Annotated in this window: 16 protein-coding genes, 1 tRNA gene and 2 rRNA genes; 2 read left to right on the top strand and 17 right to left on the bottom strand. The window is 43.5% G+C overall.

What is annotated here, in order from left to right:
- Positions 1 to 3: 3 nt before the first annotated feature.
- Positions 4 to 780 (bottom strand): YheC/YheD family protein, encoded by a 777-nt coding sequence (locus tag NV381_RS36900; RefSeq protein ID WP_258218250.1) that lies wholly within the window; start codon positions 778 to 780, stop codon positions 4 to 6.
- 274 nt (positions 781 to 1054) lie between these two features.
- Between NV381_RS36900 and uraA the strand changes: the two genes are divergently transcribed.
- Complete coding sequence (gene uraA / locus NV381_RS36895) at positions 1055 to 2326, top strand: uracil permease (RefSeq protein ID WP_258218249.1); 1272 nt, start codon at positions 1055 to 1057, stop codon at positions 2324 to 2326.
- 565 nt (positions 2327 to 2891) lie between these two features.
- Here uraA and NV381_RS36890 read toward each other — a convergent pair.
- The 13 genes from NV381_RS36890 to NV381_RS36830 form a co-directional block, all read right to left on the bottom strand.
- Positions 2892 to 4577: a ribulokinase gene (locus tag NV381_RS36890; RefSeq protein WP_258218248.1), complete on the bottom strand. Its 1686-nt coding sequence runs from the start codon at positions 4575 to 4577 to the stop codon at positions 2892 to 2894.
- Between the two features lie 24 nt (positions 4578 to 4601).
- Positions 4602 to 6395, bottom strand: coding sequence for an L-fucose isomerase (locus NV381_RS36885; RefSeq protein WP_258218247.1), 1794 nt, complete (start codon positions 6393 to 6395; stop codon positions 4602 to 4604).
- 98 nt (positions 6396 to 6493) lie between these two features.
- On the bottom strand, positions 6494 to 7483 hold the full coding sequence (locus NV381_RS36880) for a LacI family DNA-binding transcriptional regulator (protein WP_258218246.1): 990 nt from the start codon (positions 7481 to 7483) through the stop codon (positions 6494 to 6496).
- A gap of 236 nt (positions 7484 to 7719) precedes the next feature.
- Positions 7720 to 8373 (bottom strand): rhomboid family intramembrane serine protease, encoded by a 654-nt coding sequence (locus NV381_RS36875; protein ID WP_258218245.1) that lies wholly within the window; start codon positions 8371 to 8373, stop codon positions 7720 to 7722.
- Positions 8374 to 8859: 486 nt separating this feature from the next.
- Positions 8860 to 9756 (bottom strand): polysaccharide deacetylase family protein, encoded by an 897-nt coding sequence (locus NV381_RS36870; protein WP_258218244.1) that lies wholly within the window; start codon positions 9754 to 9756, stop codon positions 8860 to 8862.
- Positions 9749 to 10414, bottom strand: a complete 666-nt coding sequence (locus tag NV381_RS36865) for a class I SAM-dependent methyltransferase (protein WP_258218243.1) — start codon at positions 10412 to 10414, stop codon at positions 9749 to 9751. Before NV381_RS36865 ends, NV381_RS36870 begins: the two co-directional genes overlap by 8 nt.
- Before the next feature lie 102 nt (positions 10415 to 10516).
- Positions 10517 to 11560 carry a GNAT family N-acetyltransferase gene (locus NV381_RS36860; RefSeq protein ID WP_258218242.1) on the bottom strand — a complete coding sequence of 348 codons (1044 nt, stop codon included), beginning with the start codon at positions 11558 to 11560 and terminating at the stop codon, positions 10517 to 10519.
- A gap of 6 nt (positions 11561 to 11566) precedes the next feature.
- Entirely contained in the window at positions 11567 to 11884 is a 318-nt protein-coding gene (locus tag NV381_RS36855) for an EamA family transporter (RefSeq protein ID WP_258218241.1), read from the bottom strand.
- A gap of 32 nt (positions 11885 to 11916) precedes the next feature.
- Positions 11917 to 12264, bottom strand: a complete 348-nt coding sequence (locus tag NV381_RS36850; protein ID WP_258218240.1) for a DUF2304 domain-containing protein — start codon at positions 12262 to 12264, stop codon at positions 11917 to 11919.
- A gap of 40 nt (positions 12265 to 12304) precedes the next feature.
- Positions 12305 to 13012 carry a glycosyltransferase family 2 protein gene (locus tag NV381_RS36845; protein WP_258218239.1) on the bottom strand — a complete coding sequence of 236 codons (708 nt, stop codon included), beginning with the start codon at positions 13010 to 13012 and terminating at the stop codon, positions 12305 to 12307.
- Positions 12991 to 14076, bottom strand: coding sequence for a glycosyltransferase family 39 protein (locus NV381_RS36840; protein ID WP_258218238.1), 1086 nt, complete (start codon positions 14074 to 14076; stop codon positions 12991 to 12993). Before NV381_RS36840 ends, NV381_RS36845 begins: the two co-directional genes overlap by 22 nt.
- Before the next feature lie 256 nt (positions 14077 to 14332).
- Positions 14333 to 15442: a glycosyltransferase family 39 protein gene (locus NV381_RS36835; RefSeq protein ID WP_258218237.1), complete on the bottom strand. Its 1110-nt coding sequence runs from the start codon at positions 15440 to 15442 to the stop codon at positions 14333 to 14335.
- A gap of 643 nt (positions 15443 to 16085) precedes the next feature.
- Positions 16086 to 16391, bottom strand: coding sequence for a hypothetical protein (locus NV381_RS36830; RefSeq protein WP_258218236.1), 306 nt, complete (start codon positions 16389 to 16391; stop codon positions 16086 to 16088).
- 193 nt (positions 16392 to 16584) lie between these two features.
- Here NV381_RS36830 and NV381_RS36825 point away from each other — a divergent pair, with 193 nt between their 5' ends.
- Positions 16585 to 18690 (top strand): LTA synthase family protein, encoded by a 2106-nt coding sequence (locus NV381_RS36825; protein WP_258218235.1) that lies wholly within the window; start codon positions 16585 to 16587, stop codon positions 18688 to 18690.
- 548 nt (positions 18691 to 19238) lie between these two features.
- Here the strand turns inward: NV381_RS36825 and NV381_RS36820 are convergent.
- The 3 genes from NV381_RS36820 to NV381_RS36810 form a co-directional block, all read right to left on the bottom strand.
- A tRNA-Met gene (locus NV381_RS36820) sits at positions 19239 to 19315 on the bottom strand.
- Positions 19316 to 19354: 39 nt separating this feature from the next.
- Positions 19355 to 19471, bottom strand: a 5S ribosomal RNA gene (rrf, locus tag NV381_RS36815).
- 200 nt (positions 19472 to 19671) lie between these two features.
- A 23S ribosomal RNA gene (locus NV381_RS36810) occupies positions 19672 to 19844 on the bottom strand; the annotation flags it as partial.

Genomic DNA, 19844 nt, shown 5'->3' with positions numbered 1-19844 from the left:
AGCTTACTTTTTGCGAAATCTTCCATTTACTCTTGCATAATGAATTACTTGGTTAAACATCCGTTTATCCTTTAACTGATTGAATATAAAAGGGTCTGGGGCCGTGTTCACTTCAAGAATCCAAGGCTTCAACTCTTTATCGACGCCTATATCGACTCCAACTTCTCTAAAGCCGGGGTAATGCTTGTTTAGATGAACGGCAATTTGATAACCCAGTCTTTTCAGATCACTTATATACTTTTGCTTCTGCTCACCTTGTACAAAACGTTCAAGCAAAGTCTCCAGCGGTAATGGCTTTCCACTATTATGGAAATTGGTGACTATCTTTTTAGGATGGGCAACTCGACCGATATAACCGCTTGCTTCCCATTTCCTTTCCCTGTTTTTTTGGACCATAATTCGTATGTCAAATACCCGGTTATTATATTTAATTAAGTGTATGCCTTTTTGGACTAAGTAGCTGCGTTTCAATTTTGATTTCGAGAGCGAGGAATACATGGCATCATAATTGTCAAAGCTCCGGGATGTTGTCCCATGTTGATACCGGTATTTCCTTCCGGTCGTAGTATGCTGCTGATCCACCCTTATGACACCTTGCCCGAATGAACCATTAACAGGCTTCACATAAACCATCTGATACTTCTTTAGCAAAGAAAGAACACTGGATTTATTAAACAACCTTGTTTCGGGCACATGACTACAAAGCTTATTGCTTTTTAAAAGCGCAAGCGTTTTAGTCCATTTACTAGTCAGGGTTCGAATGGCCTTCTTTTTCTGCACTGCTTTTTCACCCTTCTACAGTAGATTTCAAATTCATTAATAATCAACATACTTTATTCCAAAACGTATGGAATCGGCATGGATGAACACCTACAATCCAAGATTATTCCGAAATATTAATATTTTCTTCTTTTCTTAAATGGATTTTATGGTAAAATATCGTACGGCAAGTTAATTAGAAGCCATACTTATGGGGCAGGTTTTCTAATCAAAACTCAGTTATTGCTTACAAAGAAGGTTTAGGCTAAAGCCTAAGATCTAAGGAGGATCCATCGTGTCTCGCATTATTCAGGTTGATGAACGCCCCTCAATTGGGGAAAGCATTCCGCTTAGTTTGCAGCATTTATTCGCTATGTTTGGCTCCACCGTGCTGGTACCTATATTATTTAAGGTCGATCCAGCCACCATCCTGTTAATGAACGGGATCGGTACATTGCTTTACATTTTTATGACAAAAGGGAAAATCCCCGCCTTCTTGGGATCAAGCTTCGCCTTCCTCTCTCCGGTATTCATCGTTCTGGGCTCCAAAGGCTATAGTGCGGCATTAGGCGGATTTCTCATTGTGGGATTGATATTTACAATCGTTGCGTTGTTGATCCGCGCCGTTGGAACACGTTGGATTGATGTCGTGTTTCCGCCAGCCGCCATGGGAGCGATAGTATCCGTCATAGGCTTAGAGCTGGTGCCTACGGCTGCCGGTATGGCTGGCTTTATCGCTCCGAGCGATGCCCCAGCTGGCTGGGCGCCGGATCCTACCGTTATAACGGTATCTATCATTACATTGCTGGTAGGTGTTGTCGGCTCCGTTGTATTTCGAGGGCTGCTGAAGGTCATTCCGATTTTGGTATCCATCATTGTTGGTTACATAATTGCCGCTTCATTAGGCTTGGTGCATATTAGAGAAACATTGGCGACTGCAGAATGGTTTAAGCTTCCGACTTTCTACAGCCCTACCTTTGACTGGGTGAGCATTCTCATAATCGCTCCTGCCGCTCTCGTCGTAATTGCGGAACATATAGGTCATTTGATCGTAACGGGAAATATGGTAGGAAAGGATTTATCCAAAGACCCTGGACTCAGCAGATCCTTAATGGGCAATGGTATATCCACAATGCTATCTTCATTGGTCGGCTCAACTCCAAACACTACCTACGGTGAAAATATTGGCGTCATGGCCATTAGCCGAGTATATTCCGTATGGGTTATTGGGGGAGCAGCGATCCTTGCGATCGTGCTATCCTTTGTCGGCAAAATATCTGCGCTGATCCAAACTATTCCGACCCCTGTCATGGGCGGCGTTTCCTTGCTGCTATTTGGCGTAATCGCTGCCTCCGGCATCCGGATGCTTGTAGAAACCAAAGTGGATTATTCCAAGCCGGTCAACCTTATTCTGACAACTGTAGTTCTTGTAATCGGCCTTAGCGGCGCGGCGTTGAAGTTAGGACACTTCGAATTGAAAGGAATGGCTCTGGCTACCATCTCCGCCATTATACTGAGCTTATTTTTCAAGCTGCTTGAAATCCTTAAGCTTGCCAATAATGATTAATCGTTAGGCAAAATACTTCGAACTTCTTCGTACCTAAACGGTAGCGGCACTTCAATACCCCGGCAAGTGCTTTCTTTACAGCGGCTATTGCTACCCATAATGAATGAGTCAAACTGTTAGCGGAAGTAATTCTTCCGCTATGGCATAGAAAGCGCAACAAACAGAGAGATAACGGAAGACCTTGTTCCGTTATCTCTCGTTTTTGTGCTTACTATTCATCATTCGCTCCACATAGCGGAATTCCGACTTCCGCTATCGCCTTCAATTGGAGGCGGCAGATTAAATAACGGAACTTTCAATTCCGTTCAAGTTCTTTTAGCTACATAGCTACACCTTCCCACTACCCGAAGAATATATAAGAAACTCATCGGACGATTGTAAACTTCCTGACTAATAATAAATAGCGCCCCACAGAGATCGTGAGATCACCGTCGGGCGCTGCTTTTTTATACGGATTCTATTAAAAGTTTTTCCTTGTTAAACAGCATTCTTCATACTATAGCAAGATGAGCTTCGTTCATCTGATTACGGTGCCCTCGTTTTATCTGAAGCGTGCTTCGCTATTTTATCCGTTTCGCATCTGCTTCAGATCATGCATCACATTTCCTAATGCCCCATTCGGTAATCCGAACGATTCATGCAGCTTACGGTAATTGGCGAATAGCTGGTCATACTTGGTCTTGACCTCTTTATTCGGTTGGATGTATCGCTCTTGCACTTGCCCCATCGCTTGAATAGCATCGGTCAAACTGTCGTAACCACCGGCTTCTTTCCCTGCTGCAGCTGCTCCGCAAATCGCAGCTCCTAAAGCTACAGGCTGACTGGACTTGGCCAGTTTAATCTCCTTACCCAGCACATCGGCGAAAATTTGCATTAATAAATTATTTTTTTGCGGCAACCCGCCGCAAGCATACAAAGATTCAATCTTAACCCCACCGGCCTCAAAGCACTCAACAATACGTCTCGTACCGAAAGCCGCAGCTTCCAGTAATGCACGATACATCTCTGCCTGTGTCGTACTTAATGTAAGTCCGACCATCAGGCCTGATAATTGCGGATCCAATATCGGCGATCGGCCACCATTCCACCAATCAAGGGCGAGGAGCCCCGATTGGCCTGGCTTCAGCTTATCCGCTTCTCTCTCCAGCCAGCTATGAACACTGATCCCCTCGGCAGCTGCCTGATGCTTTATCTCATCGGATATTGATGTCTCGACGAACCAGGCAAACATATCCCCTACCGCCGGTTGACCTGCCTCATAAGCAAACAGCCCTGGCACAATTCCATCCTCAACAACACCGTTAACACCTTCGATGAGCTTCTCCTCATCGCTTAAAACCATGTGACATAGCGAGGTTCCCATTGCCAGCACCATGCTGGCCGGTTCAGTCACCCCACAGCCAAGCACAGCTGCATGAGCATCGATAATGGCAGTCGATACGGCTGTTCCCGGCAGAAGCCCGAGCTTCTGCGCCATCTTCGGCTCCAGTCCCCCCGCACGGATACCGACCGGATATATGGACCCGGCGAGCTTGGTTTCATACAAATGCTCTAACCGAGGATCCAGCCGCTTCATAAACTCAGTCGACGGATAGCCTTCCGATTTATGCCATGTTCCCTTGTATCCGGCGCTGCAGCTGTTGCGTACAAGCTCACCGCATAGCTGCCATACAACCCAATCGGCTGCCTCAGCGAAATAATGTGCCGCCTGAAACACGCTGGGCGATTGCCCAGCTGTTTCAAGAATCTTAGGCAGCAGCCATTCTGAGGAAATGCTGCCCCCATAACGCGGAAGGAATGCTTCTCCTCTCGCCTTCGCCAGTTCATTCATTTGCTCGGCTTGCGGTGCAGCCGCATGATGCTTCCACAGCTTAACCCAGCTGTGGGGGTCGTTTCGGTGTTCCTCTTGGAAACATAGAGGAACACCGTGTTCATTCACCGGCAGCACCGTGCATGCCGTGAAATCAATCCCGATGCCAATGACGGCATCGGGTTGTACCCCTGCCTGCTGAAGCACAGCAGGCACGGATTGGTACAGCACATCCAGGTAATCACCTGGATGCTGCAGCGCCCACTCGTGCGGGAGCCGCACCTGCGAGCCGGGAAGCTGCCGGTCGATGACGCCATGAGCATATGGCGTCACATGCGCGGCCAGCTCTTCTCCGGTGCTTACATCAACAAGCACCGCTCTTCCGCTCTCCGTACCATAGTCTACACCTATAGTATATTTTGGAATTCCGCCTTCTCTCATAAAGCTCCTGCCTCCTGCTCTACCCTATTTATATAACGGTCCCAATTGAGAGCATGCACGATAATCCGCCGACTCAAGATTCGCTGTCCCGAATGCTGTCCATACACTTGGTCTGAATATGCGATCTTCAGCTACATTATGCATACTAACAGGGATACGCAGAATCGAAGCCAGCGTGATTAGGTTGGAACCAATATGACCATAGCTAAGTGAGCAATGGTTGGAGCCCCACGCATTCATGACGGAGTAGACGTCGCGGAATACACCTTCTCCAGTCAAGCTCGGCACAAACCAGGTTGTTGGCCAAGTTGGATTCGTTCTTTGATCCAGCACATCATGAATGTCTTGCGGAATGTCCACGGTATGGCCTTCGGCAATTTGCAGAACCGGACCCAAGCCTTGCACGAGGTTGATACGCGCCATCGTTACCGGCATCCCGCCAAGTGTTTGGTAATCCGTAGAGAATCCCCCGCCACGGAAGAAGTCAACAGCAGGACTCCAAGCGGTAGCCTTCAAGCATTCTTGCACTTCGTTTTCGGTAATCTCCCAGAATGGCTTCATTGCCGGTTTTCCATCCTTCGTCTGACGTCCCGTACCATCGAGTGATGCGGGTCCCGAGTTAGTTAGATGAATAATTCCGTTCTGTGCAGGACCGGTCAGCTCTTTACCTGTTACACGTTTTACTGCATCCGGGCTCCAATAAGTACGCACATCAGCAAAAATCTGGGCTGAATCGGTCAACAGATGACCGAACAGCATCGTAACCGCATTAAGCGTATCATTTTCTGTTGAGAGAATATAAGGCTCGCGAATGCCGTTCCAATCAAAGGAAGATGTTAAGATCGCTTCCATGAAATCCCCGTTAGGGAAGTGATCGGTCCACATCCGTTGTCCCTGAAAGCCTGCTGCAATTGCGTTGTGACCAAGCGCTTCCTCACCATAGCCCATCTCGGCTAATTTAGGATTGCCAATCATTAAGTCTCTGGCGATCAGCGTCATTTGAACGACCGTTTCCCAATCTTGAACCTTCTCATTTGCAGTCCTTTTCAAATGTTCAGGGTTAACGTCAATACCTTCACCGCAATTTTCCTTCGTCCATTTCAAAGCTCTCTCATATTCGTCTTTATCATAGATGCCCCGCTCCATACGCCGAACAAATTCGGTCATGTCTACGTACTCATTGCGCATGCCAAGATACTGCTGAAAAAAGGATTCGTCTGCGATACATCCGGCAATCCCCATCGATACAGAGCCAAGCGACAGATACGATTTCCCTCTTATCGTGGCTGCTGCAAGGCCGGCCTTGGCAAATTGGATGAGTTTATTCTGAACGTCATCCGGAATACTGCCATCTCCCATATCTTGAACGTCACGCCCGTAAATGCTGAATACAGGCAACCCCTTCTGGTTATGTGCAGAATTGGCCGCTGCCAAATAAACCGCTCCTGGACGCTCCGTGCCGTTGAATCCCCAGATGGCTTTGGGAATATGCGGTGAAGTATCTATGGTTTCCAATGGATAGCACCATGAAGGTGTAACCGTTATCGACACGCCAACCCCCGCTCTTTCGAATTTGGCAGCGGTTTGAGCAGCCTCTGCCACACCACCGATACAAGTATCGGCTATCACACATTCTACAGGAAGGCCATTAGCATGCTTTAGTTTGCTGCTTAACAGCTCAGCAACCGCTTTCGCCATATTCATAGTTACTTCTTCCAGAGACTCACGAATTCCGCCTCTACGACCGTCAATTGCAGGACGAATGCCAATCTTGGGCATGTCGCCCACCAATCGATTTTTTACATTTTCATTACTCATGAATAATTCCTCCTATATAAAATAATTTATGAATACATGTAAACGATAACATGAAAATTATGTGTGTTATCGTTTACACATGCTAAAAAAGAAAGCCGCTATGAGAATTGCTTCTCTAAACGCGGTGTAAAAATACGTTTTTCCCTGCCTGTGCCTTCTCTTGCCAAACGTTTAAGCGTAATTTCTGCAACGGCTTCCCCTATTTGAGCGGGATTCTGATATATGATGGACAGGCGATGAGAAAATAAAGGTGCAGCGTCCAGTTCCCCGAAAGAAATCACTTCTACGGAGTCCAGATCCATGCCCCGTTCCTTCATGCCTAAATAAAAACCATATGTCATTTCATTGTTCGAAGAGAAGATAGCCTCTGGAGGCTCTTGTGCTTCCATAAAGAAGTTGCATGCCAAAATGCCTGATCTTCTGGAATAATCCCCAGCATAATAGTTAGTCTCGGAAAATTGTGCGGCTGCCAGCTTTACAGCTTTTTGAGCACCTTCCAATCGCTCTCTGGCCGTGCTGATTTGCTGCGGACCTCCGATGACTCCAAGTCTGCTTCCATACTTGCCAAGTAAATAACCCATCGCTTCCTCAGCAGCCCCGGAGTTATCTTCTACGACCAGATCCGTGTGTACACCTTCAATGATACGGTCAAGCAGCACAACAGTCGTCCCGGACTGGATCAAATGCTTCACAATCTCCGCATTTTGACCGGTTCCGGCCAGAATCAAAGCTTCAATTCGCATGCCCTGGAGCAATTGTATTGCTTTAAGCTCCTTATCAGGGTCCTCCACTGAATCCATATAGATCAGATGGTAGCCTTTCTCTAACAACCGCTGCTGCACAATTCGGGCTACACCCATGAAGTACGGATTGGTCATATCCGGTAGGACAATCCCTACCGTTCGTGACTTCTCCTGCTTCAAGCTGCGCGCCAGTACATTGGGCTGATAGTTAAGGCCCTTCATCACTTGCTCCACATGAAGGCGTACCTGATTACTGACATAGCCGTTCCTGTTAAGAACGCGAGACACTGTTGCAGTGGATACGCCGGCTGCTTGTGCAACGTCTTTGATGGTTATTGAGCCCACACTGTATTCCCCGATCCTTTTAGCTGTACGCCATTTAGTATAACGTTTACATAACATAATGTAGCATAGTCACTTTGTTTTAACAAGATCCTACATTAAGTTTTCATCCCTGTTTCATTACTTTTATCCACAGCTTGGCTATATTTTATTTAAAACCTTTCATAATCCCATTAGCTTTTCCAAAGGAGCAGACAACACATCCGTGCCTGCTCCCCTGTTTTACAAGATATACCGTTCTACTCTTCCGGTTCTCTGTACACTGTCTGTTCCTCATCATTCTGAACAAGCTGCCTCCGCTTAATAAACAGAGTCATAATGGACATAACTGCTAAACCACCGACAAACCCACCTGCATGTGCATAAATATCGACATTTGGAATAACAAGCGAATACACAAAGCCCATAATGACAATAATCCTTACCGTTTGTTTCGTCTGATAGTCGATCAGATCCTTGCGGAGTACCGACATGTACAAGTAAGCCCCGTAAACACCATATATAGCCCCTGATGCCCCGGCTCCAATATAATAACCCGGGTGCAGCCAGGCACTGACTATATTGCCAATAATGCCGCATGCCAGATAGAACAGCGCGTAACGCCAAGCACCCAGCATTCGTTCGAGTGGTGCCGCGAACACATACAACGCGAAGCTGTTAAACAGCAAATGCTGGAATCCAATATGAAGAAAAATCGATGACACATAACGCCACGGCTCCGGACGTAGATTAGGAAGATCGAACATGGCCCCAAAATGAAGCAAGGTCGCATTATCCTTAGATGATCCATACCATTCCATTGCAGCCATAGCAAGTAAATGGATCACAATAATAACGGTCGTAACAGGATACAACCGGACGTACTGCTTTAAGCTTTCCCTTCTTGCAAACACATACCTCTTCCCTTCCGCTCCTGCTGTTATTCTCCCCTAGGAGTCTTTCCGACGGAAGCAAATCCGTGAATATATATTCATTACTGAGGTTATTACAGGAAAGGGATGGCACTCCACCGCTCCCCCACCCCACAAAGTGAAGATTATGCGTTGGAGAAGATTCCGAATACTTTGCGGGGACCCCGGACATTTAAGTTGTCTTTAATTTACCTTGCGGTAACAACTTCATTTCAAAGGCGGCCGTAAACTTTCCGTACCATTCCCTTATCCCTCCATAACCACATGAATATATATTCACGAAAATCAAATCGTCGGACAGACTCCTGTTAGAGGTTGTTCAAAGCCCCTTGTCGTACTCTCTCTATTATAGCGCAATTGCTTCTCCATGAAAAAAAGCACCTTGCTCCTCTGATAATGGCGACTTTCGTCACTTCCATAACCATTTTTGCATAAGTGCACTCTATTTCCTATTTATTTAATCACATCTTAAATTTCCAGCTTAAAGTTATGCTTCAGATGCTCTGAAATCGATGTAAAATTAAAGCTTCTCAGGATATCTTCCAGCTTGGCTTCAGTTCCGCCTATATTATAATAGTGGATAAAATGTTCCTTGCGCGGAAGTATCAGCTTCGCTTCGTTAACATTAACCTCTCTCGGGTGCAAATAAACAATAGAGCTTTTACCTTGCCGATTTGCTGAGCGAATAACTTGTTTAATAAAAAATTTAGGAAAAAAACGGAAATAGAAACCGCCAGAGTAACCCATATTTTTTCCAGTCAGCTTCATAACCGACATTGGGACTTCATACAGATTAAGCTCTCGTCCATTCACTCTTGGCTTATGAATCTCCGTTGGTGCTGTGGGAATTCCATACAGAAAGGTCTTTACGGGAAAAATACTGGCATCATACTTTAACCCTAGCTCCTCAAGCGCTTCAAGATAATGCAGATTGCTTTCCACAATGGACCATGAGGGTGCGCGGTACCCTAATACCTTGGTTCCGGTTATATCCTCCAGAATATCCACGGACTTTTTCACATCAGCCTTAAACTCTTGAATGGTCTGCTTGTACGCTAACTCATGAGCATAACCATGGGATGCAACATCATGCCCTTCCCGCGCTATCGCTTTGACAACATCCGGAAAATGCTCCCCGATATAGCCAAGCACAAAAAACGTAGCCTTGCACCCTGTCTCTCTGCATAATCGTAGAAGCGTATCCATGTTTGATCTGAAATGGGACGGTTGGCTAAGATCGGGCTTCACATCATCATAATTAGCGTGAAACCATTCCTCAATGTCAAAGGTCAGCATATTTTTAACGCTTTGATTGCGTGAGGATACTTGAGAAGCTCCGCTATATGTTGCTTCCTGTTTAGTCAATTTTCTTTCTCCCTTTTATCGCAAACGAGGTGCTCAGCGTATTCGAGAAAAGCCCTGTCCCATTGCCTGTCGTCACAAATTTGAAAGGATGATATATGTTTAAAAACTGTATTTGTTCAAATCCGTGAGCTTCGAATACCTTTTTCAATTCATCCATTGCGTACATTTTGTCAAACTTCTTGCTCTTCTCAAATAATCTTAAAATTTTTCTTTGAAGAGAGCCTTTATTTAAGGTCTGAATAAGAAGAGTTCCTCCAGGCTTGGTAACCCTTGCCAACTCTTCAATGACAGCCTTATATTGTTCAATTAGCTGTATAACGCCGATGCATAATACTACATCAAACTTCTTGGATTCAAAGTGCAAAGCCGTCAAATCATCAGCTGATGTTTTCAGACCTCTGCCCGCGGCAAATTCAAGGCTTTTCTCTGAAAAGTCCACGCCATATACGGTATTTTGTTTAACTAAAGGCTCACTGAAAGCTCCAACTCCGCAGCCGGCATCCAAAATTTCCTTACCTTTATATTCTCCCAGCCAGCGCAAGGTATTATCTCTCTGCATAAAAAAGCTTTCGTCATCGAAATAGTCGGATGATTTGACAGACGCTCCATGAACCTCTGCCTTTTTGTCAAAGTACTGCTTCCAGTTAGAACTACTCATTTTTATTGCATCCTCCGATTATGAAAAAATATGCTACGCAGCAAGCTTTCCTTCAGAAAGCTCAGACTATCCTTTCGAAGCAAGCTTTCCTTCGGAAAGCTCTTAAGGCAACAAATACTTGATCAGCTGTTTACCTACTCTGTCGGTAATGAAGCTCGGAGTAACTTTCCAGAGCTGAACAAAAAAACTAAGGCTTTCCCTATCAGGCGGGCCCGATTCCTTGCCGCTTCCATTATAAACCAGATACTTGAGCTGCTCGGGCTTTGCTCCCCACTGCTCCTTGTATTTGTACGTTCCCGATCCCGTCTGAGATCTCCCCAGATCCAGAAACTTCAATCCGTTTCTTATGCCCAAACGGACAGCTTCCCAGTACATAAAGTTGTTCAAGTACTTATTGTTATACTCGGATAGATTGGCTCCATACGGATAATAAAGCGTTGAGTTCGAAGGGCTTGCCAGCAAAAGCATCCCTCCTACCACTTCCCCTGTCTGATTATCGAGAACGGACAACAAGAAGGCATGCTCAGGCAGGTACTCAAGAAAGCTTTTGAAAAAGCGGATATCTTGGGCCGGAGAACCAAGCTGCTTCATTCGTTTCACATACACCTTATAAAAAGCTTCCATATGTGCAGTGTCGAAGGATACCGAGAACCAGTTATTTTTATATACCTTGCGAACATGATTTCTATTGCTGCCAGTAGATTGTGACAGCACCTCTTCCTCATTGTCAGAGAGAGACAGCACGAAGGTATGATTATGAAGATTCAAGCTCCACTCGGAGCTATCAAGGTTTTGATCCTTTAACCGCAGCTCAATGTAATTAAGACGATACTTGTCCTTTAATTTTATCAGAGAATCCAGGGTAAACTTGAAGGATTCCTCACTGTCAGCGCAAATGTCGGTATAGTTAACAAAAGGAAGCGAAACGCCGACTTTTTTCAGACCTAGATTACGGCCAGCTATAAGTGGAATTATCGCACAAATACGGTTCTGCTCATTTAGAATGACATGATATTTGCACTTGTAGCCGAACGAGCTTACCAGAATTTGTCTGAATGCAGTGGTATGAAACACCGTGCCCTTCGACCATGCAAATCTATCCCACTCATCCTTCATGGCGTCGGTATATGCAACACACCTGAACATGAATAGTTATCCTTTCAACCAAAAAAATACACCTACTAGAATAAAGCCGGTACCCGCCCATTTCATCATACTGATCTGCTCATTGAACACAAGAAGGGACACGGCAATCAGCAAAACATATTGAGCGCTGGATACAAAAGTAACATAGCTTAAATCGAACTTGGACAAGCAATAAATCCATAGAACAGCAGCCATCGCATATAGAGCAAAGCCCGATACGATAAGCGGCGATGTTAAATAACCAAGTATAATCCCCATTAAAGGTCCATCGAAGGGAACCGATTTACTGCCCAGCTTCAGTACTGTATTTGCAATCACTGTCATAGTCATACTGCCAAAAAGCAATAAATAATTAATTATTGTTCACCCTCGCTAATTTTCTTCTCAAGCTGCTCCAGCCTTAGCTTGGTTAAGCCTAATTCCTGAGTCAATGCTTTGTTATGCATCTTCAATCCCGATATACTGACGCTCATATTAAGCAGCAATAAATATGCGCTGGCGATAAGTATCGCAAAAAAAGCAGATGGACCATAATCAATGCCAATCAGCTCAGAGAACCAATCTATCAATTCCCTGAAAATAGACATGACTAATGTAAATAATCCAATGAGGAACCATACCAAAGAATATTTTTCCCTAAGCAATCTTGCTCGAACCATTAAAAAAACCGATATTATCATGATCAGACTGAAGGCTACTCCCATCAGCTGTACATTGTAGAAATGTCCGCTTTCTATGACGCTTTCACCACCTTGTCCTTGTATAGGAGAAGAATATGGACAATATAACCTTCGCCATATAATATGGACTTTTTATCGGTGTTATTGAGGACGTACCATGCTCACGTTCCTTCATTTCAACACCTACTTCACTAATACGGAGCCCGTGTTTTTTCAAAAGGATAATGGCATCCGGCTCTGGGTAATCATCAGGATAGTATTTTGACAATAATTGTATACTTTTTCTATTATACATCCGAAAGCCTGATGTACTATCCGTAACTCTGGTTTTTATCAGAAGTCTGAACAAATAATAGAACACCTTGATGCCCAATCTTCTGGACCACGTAGTTTGGAAAGATTTGATGTCCAGGAACCTTGAGCCAATAACCATATCGCTGCCGCTTTGAACCATAGCCTCATATAGCTTGATCACCTCTTTGGGCATATGCTGCCCATCGCCGTCAACCTGCACCATATAATCATAACCATTAGCCCAAGCATATTTAAATCCGGTTTGCACCGCTCCTCCAATGCCCAGGTTATAGGGTAAATCCACAACCTTAACACCCTCCGCCTTCCTGGCATTAACGGAGGTACCGTCGAGAGAGCAATCATTGATAACCAAAATATCATAATCGGCTCCACTTTCCCGGATATCCCAAATTACCTTCTGGATGTTGTTCTGTTCATTATAAGCAGGAACAACAATTAGTATTTTTTCTTGGCCCATAGCAGCTTCCCCGCATAATTATTTATAATAGTCTTCGCTCCGTGAATAATGGTGTCTACGCCATAAGCAGCTGCAATAGCAAGAAAAGGCAAGGCAGGCGCCTTATATCTGTACACTCCGTCGATAAAGATAAGAATGCAGAACCCATAGACAGCAAGTGCAACCAGCCATACAATTGAAGCCTTTCTGAACAGCCCATTAACTATGGAAGCAATGGTTCCGGTCAAGAACAATACTGTTGGCAGAACATACCAGAAGAAACGGGTAATCCCACGAAAAGTACTTAAGTCTGTCTCCCATACCCACCAACCAAGGAAGGCAATAGCCCTTCTCCCGTATAATATTAACACATGATCCCAGTTATTTATTAAAAAGCTTAAAATAAGGCTTCCAAATATGTTAATAGTATAATCTGGTTTGAACGTATAATCATGAGTAGATTCCTTGTCATAGATCCAGCCATGCGCATAAATATTATACAACACAAGCTTGGCATTATACTGTAAAGATTCTATGAGCGGATTAAGCTTGTCACCGACAATCATATAAATAAGAACCGCGACTGCAGCACCCACAACGGCTCCGATAACCAGCCTGTACTTTTTAGCCAAATCCAGAAGCACTTGTTTATCAATTCTAAACAGAAAATAAATCATAATAAAAGCTAACGATACGACCCCAGTCGGTCTAAATACCATCATATACAACGAGGTCAATACGAATAAAATCGTGTAGATTCTTTTTTTCGATTCTAAAGACATGAGAAGGAAATAAACACATAATAGGAGCAGACTTATAAAAAAGCTGTCTGAAAGGATATAAGTAGACCATTTGGTAATATTCCAGGAATAGGAATAGAAAAGGGACGCTACAATAGCCGTTCTTCTATTAAATAGCATTCGCGCGATTTTATAAACCAGAATTACACTCAATCCTGCCGTCAGCGCTTGTATGAATATAATAGCGACGGGGTCTTTGAATATAGCAAGCAGCAGCGTAAGCAGAACATTGTAACCAAGATATAAGATATCATTCATATGCAAACCGATTTGAAAGTTGGTCATCAAAGCGTTTGCATATTCTATATACCATTGCGAATCTTCAGAATCAGGAAAACCTTTGCCTGAGGAATATATACGAATGAAATTCCCAAGCCTCATTGAAAGGGAGAATAGTACTAGAGGTATAATATATAGGAACTCTCGATCCCTGTATTTAAGATATAGTTGGTACACTAATTACACAGCTCCAAGTCACAGCATAAGTTGTATCACAATGTATAAATATTACATACGGAACCGTGAAATGGCAAGAATTAATTTACATACCGGACTCAAATTCCGTATTCCTTCTTGTCCTCGCCAACAGTTTAAGCGTTAATTTTTTGACGATCACAAAGGCTTCGTGAAGCACTCTCTCAAGCCCGTACGCAACCACTATCATAATAAACGGTAAACTAGGCGCTTTGTACCTGTACATGCCGTCAATAAATAAAATAATACAAAAAACAAAAACAGCAAGTATGACCAGCCACAGAATAGACACTTTTCTAAAAATGCCTTTCGCTATCGCCGCAATGGTCCCGATCAAAAACAGAGTAGCCGGCAGTAAATACCACCCCAACCTTACATAGCTCCGTACACCGGTTAGCTTAATATCCCAAGCCCATTTACCTATAAATGCGATAATTCGTTTTCCATATAAGACACTAACATGATCCCAGTTGTTTAAAATAAAACTTAGTACCAGGCTATTCAGCACATTAATTGTGTAATCCGGCTTGAAAAAATAGTCATAGGGAGATGGTCTGTCATAAATCCACCCTTTTGCATAAACGTTGTATAACACCATTTTTGCATTAAACTGCATAGAGGATAGGAATGGGTCCAATTTACTTCCGGAAAACAAATATATACCTGCGATAACGCCAGTAGTCAAAGAACCTCCAATTACAAACCGGTGCTTTTTTACAAATCCCCACAACTTCTGTTTATCAAGGTTAATTAGGATATAGATCATAATAAAGAACAAGGAAACTACGCCTGTCGGTCTAAATACAAGTATATAAAGAGAGGATAATATAAACAGAACTTTGTATACGCTTTTATTGGATTGCATAAACTTGAGGAGTAAATAAACATTTAATAGAAGAAGGCTGATGAAAAAACTGTCGGACAGGATGTACATCGACCAAAGGGTTATTGTCCACGAATAATAATAATAAAAAAATGAGGCTATGATTGCAGTTGCTTTATTGAATAACATTCGTGAGATCTTGTATACAAAAATGATACTAAGACCAGCAGTAACCGCTTGAATAAAGATGACAGCAAGAGGGTCCTTAAATATTCCAAGGAGCAAAGCAAGAAGGAGATTATACCCAATATACATAATATCGTTCATTTGCAGTCCAATTTGAAAATTTGACAACAGAGAATTCGCATAATTGATGTACCACTGGGTGTCGTCAGACTGTGGAAAACCTTTACCGGAGTTAAGTAGGTAAAAAAAATACTGCAATCTCACGTCCAGAGAAAGCAGAGCAAACGGTATGATGAATATGAAGTCTCGATCTTTGTACCTATGAAATAGTTGGGTTAATTGGTGCACTGTTTACACGTCTCCAAGTGGCAGCATATGTTTTATTGATGTAAGTGATTTTTATTATGACATATTTATTGGATCATTCACAAGATGTATTTCTGTGGAAATGAACTATTTTTATAAAAAATTTAGAGTTTCATAGATTGCGGCAATCAATTGATATAACAGCGTTTGCAGCAATGCACGAGGAAGAAAGACCGAAAAATATTTTCGGCCCCCACCTTTATCTTCTATTAGCCCTGAATTTCCCATTGCTCCAATAATAGTCATAATTGAGCTCTAATATGACCGTTAAATGAACCCATGCATGTAGAAGCTTCACAATGGGTTTTGAACCCTTGACTATGTAGGACGATAGTACCATTCTGCCCTGGGTTGTAAAGACCTTACATGGCGTGTAGGATTGCTTAGAACTATTATTCCTTAAGGGTTCTCTCCTCTCCTGCTTTATTCGTCTATTCGCCTGCCATTATTCCTCACTCCTGTATACCCGTTCATTATCGTAATGGATTTCCATCGGCTTTATAGCCAGCCCCATGCCATCCACCAAGCCTTGCAGATAAATGATTTTTTCTTTGTCTGGTGGCTGCTTGGCTGAAATCTCGGACAGCTTTCTCCTGAAATTGACCTCCGTACTCTCAAGCTTCTGAATCATTTCTTTAATATCAGCTGCAGCTCCCTGGCAATCCTTAAAATCACCATCTTTAAAATCTCCTTGATTCCTATCCATCAGGTCTTGAATAAACCTCTGCAATTGTTCGCCCACGGCATTCATCTCCCTCTCCCCTATATGTTCTGATCATCAAATGATTGTTATTCATACCAATTCAAACAGGTTCAAAAAAACCGATTCGCGCTGGCGAGCACTCCCAAATCGCAAAAAGGTTCCAATATCATTCATTCTACTAGGTGTGCTATACTTAAGACTGCATTTACAAGATGTTAATAATACAAATGTGGTGATATATATGGGGGATTTACAGCTTGCAATTCAAAATCATGGTATGAAAGCAGCCAGACGAATGCCATTGCTTTTATGGTCAATCTGGATTGTATTTCTAGTGGAATTAATGAGTAGAGGCGGTTGGGGGGAAACCTTTAGCTGGACGTTTCATGCAATACCAGAGCTTGTTCTAAATGCAGTCGTCGTGTTGGGCTTTCTATTTTTGTTAACAGCTATTACCGGCAGAGTTCATCTCTCGTTCTGGCTGGTGGCCAGTACCTGTTTGGCATTGGGGTTAATCAGCGGAATTAAGCTGGAGATATTAGGTGTCCCCTTTCTGCCCTGGGATGTGCTCTTAACAAGTGAGACCAAAGACATGGCGCAATATCTCAAAGGCCTGCTTAACTTCACCGTCATTTCTGGCTCCATCTCGTTTGTAGTCATCAGCTTTCTACTGTTATATAAGCTGCCCCGAATTTCGTTTATTTTTCACTGGAAACATCGTGTAGCTATGGGGATTGCTTCGTTGCTCCTATTAACCTTGATCTATACGGATGGATCCATGTCACTGAAAAGACTGGCCCATATTCAAAATCTGGCATGGGATCAGACGGAAAACGTTCGGACAAACGGATTTCTTCTATCAACGATCATGAATTTGCAGTTTCTCTTTTTGAACCAACCCGAAGGCTATGATCAAGAATCCATTCGTTCTGTTTATCATTCTGTAACACCGGCTGTACCTGTACCCGCTGAACGTAAACCTAACATTATTGTCGTTCTTAGTGAATCCTTCTGGGATGCGACACAAATTAAGGATGTTACTTTCAGTCGTGATCCGCTTCCTTTCTTTCATGAGTTAATGGATAAATACAGCAGCGGCACCATGCTCTCTCCCCAGTACGGTGGAGGGACTGCCAATGTAGAGTTCGAGGTGCTGACAGGAAACTCTATGCGTTTCTTACCGCAAGGCTCCATTCCTTATAATCAGTACATCAATAAAGATGTGGATTCGTTAGGGAGTATTTTGGCCCGGCAAGGCTATGCTTCTACAGCCATTAATGCTTTCCACAGTTGGTTTTATAATAGTAAAAAGGTGTATGAAAACTTCGGGTTTAACAAGTATGTGCCTATGGAATTTTTCAAACCCGAATACGAAGGTCCCTATATAGCTGATAGGGAGGTTGCCAAGCAGATTATTGATGCCAGTACGCTTACAGAAGGACCGGACTTTATTTTTGCCAATACAATGGAGAATCACTACCACTATTACCCTGGTAAATTCAAGGAAAATACAATTGAAGTGACGGGAGTCACCGGTGAGACAAAAGGTCTGCTCGAAACTTATGCCCAAGGATTACTGGGTGCAGATGATATGCTGAAACGATTGATAACTCATTATGAAAGCATCGATGAACCTACCATTCTGTTGTTCTTTGGGGATCATCTGCCTAGTCTGGGGGAAAACTACAAGGCGTACAAAGAGAGCGGCTATTTAAGTGAAAATGATCCCGACTTTCTTGATAAAATGTATCGGGTTCCCGTTCTCGTGTGGAATAATTACTTGCCTAAACAAAAGGATACACTCAATATGAGCCCTTCCTTTGTAGCTCCATACTTATTAAAATTAGCTCAAAGACCTGGCAGCTACTACACGGACTATTTATACCAGCTGTCGCAGAACATCCCGGTAATTCCTCCGGAAAACCGTTATGAGGACATGAACATAAACAAGGAAGACCTTAAGACTTATGAAAAACTGCAGTATGATATTATTTTTGGAAAACAGTACGGTTACGAGGAAATGAACAGCAAAATTAAGGACAGCAGTTATATACTGGGTCAAGGTAGAATGGTAATAGATGCGGTAAAAACAGAAGCTTCAACTAGTGGAAATGTTCTAAAGATTACAGGTAAAGACCTTCCTTATAACAGTATGGTAACTATTAATGGCGAGCTGTTACCGGCACAATGGACCAGTAACCATGAGTTGACGGCTCAATTATCGCCTAACAAGAAAATGAATTATCCTTTGAAGGTTGAAATTATAGTCAAAGATTCCAAAGATAAAGTTATCGCCAAATCAAACGAATTTACTTATTCACAAGCTATGGCAAGCAGAGATTTGTAAGATGACAAGCAAGGGACCCTTAAATAAGGGTCCCTTGTTTGTTTATTACTCTGCATGGAGTTGTCGAACGACCGCCGCGAAACGCCGCACCCGCGCCTATGATTCACGCAGGTTGGAGAGGCCGATTAAAGCTTCTCTCCTGTAATTCAAACTCGGTAATCGGCTTTACATCAAAACCTGTGAATGTTGAATGATAGCAGCCATTAGCTCTATATAACGGGAAAACATACCGTTAATTTTAGTCCATATGGGTCCAAATCTTTAAATAACTGGAAATCATCACGCTAATTCCACCCGCCTAACAGGATATCCCTAATTATTGCTTTAATTAGATGGAGCTATTCCAGTTAGACTCCTTACTGAGGCTGAAAAGGGAAAATTAGCTCCAGAAATTCCAGTTACCTTCAACTGTCCATTCAACTTCATTCTTTAGTGCTGCAATATTTTAAGCTTCCCATAATGTTCAAAGAACCCACGAAAAATATCGTGGGTTCTTCTGGGTTTAAATATGTATGTAAGTGTAAGTTAGTTTCGTTAAATTAGAAAATTGGTTGCGGGGGCAGGATTTGAACCTGCGGCCTTCGGGTTATGAGCCCGACGAGCTACCGGGCTGCTCCACCCCGCGTTAATAATACAGAACCCACACAAAATTGTGTGGGCATTTGCTTGGCAACGTCCTACTCTCCCAAGACCCTGCGGTCTAAGTACCATTGGCGCTGAAGGGCTTAACGGTCGTGTTCGAGATGGGAACGCGTGGTTCCCCTCCGCCATCATCACCAAACGATGGTGTTTTGCTTACGCAAAACTAACTTATTGAATGCTTCTGCCAAGAAGCATCGTTAACTTAATTCAAGGCGGCTTGCACCCTGAAAACTAGATCCGAAACAAGCAGCGTCGAGCAACGCTATATATTTTCACGGGGCCCCCCGCAAAGTATTCGGAGTCAGCTTCAACGCTTCTCTTCACTTTGTGGGGTTCTTTTTGGATAAGCCCTCGACCGATTAGTATTCGTCAGCTCCATACCTTACGGCACTTCCACCCCGAACCTATCAACCTCGTCGTCTTCAAGGGGTCTTACATACTGGGAAATCTCATCTTGAGGGGGGCTTCACGCTTAGATGCTTTCAGCGCTTATCCCTTCCGTACGTAGCTAT

The sequence above is a fragment of the Paenibacillus radicis (ex Xue et al. 2023) genome, assembly GCF_024722015.1.
GTDB lineage: Bacteria > Bacillota > Bacilli > Paenibacillales > NBRC-103111 > Paenibacillus_S.
The sequence above is the reverse complement of the archived record's forward strand: the minus strand, read 5'-3'. Positions and strand labels throughout refer to the sequence as shown.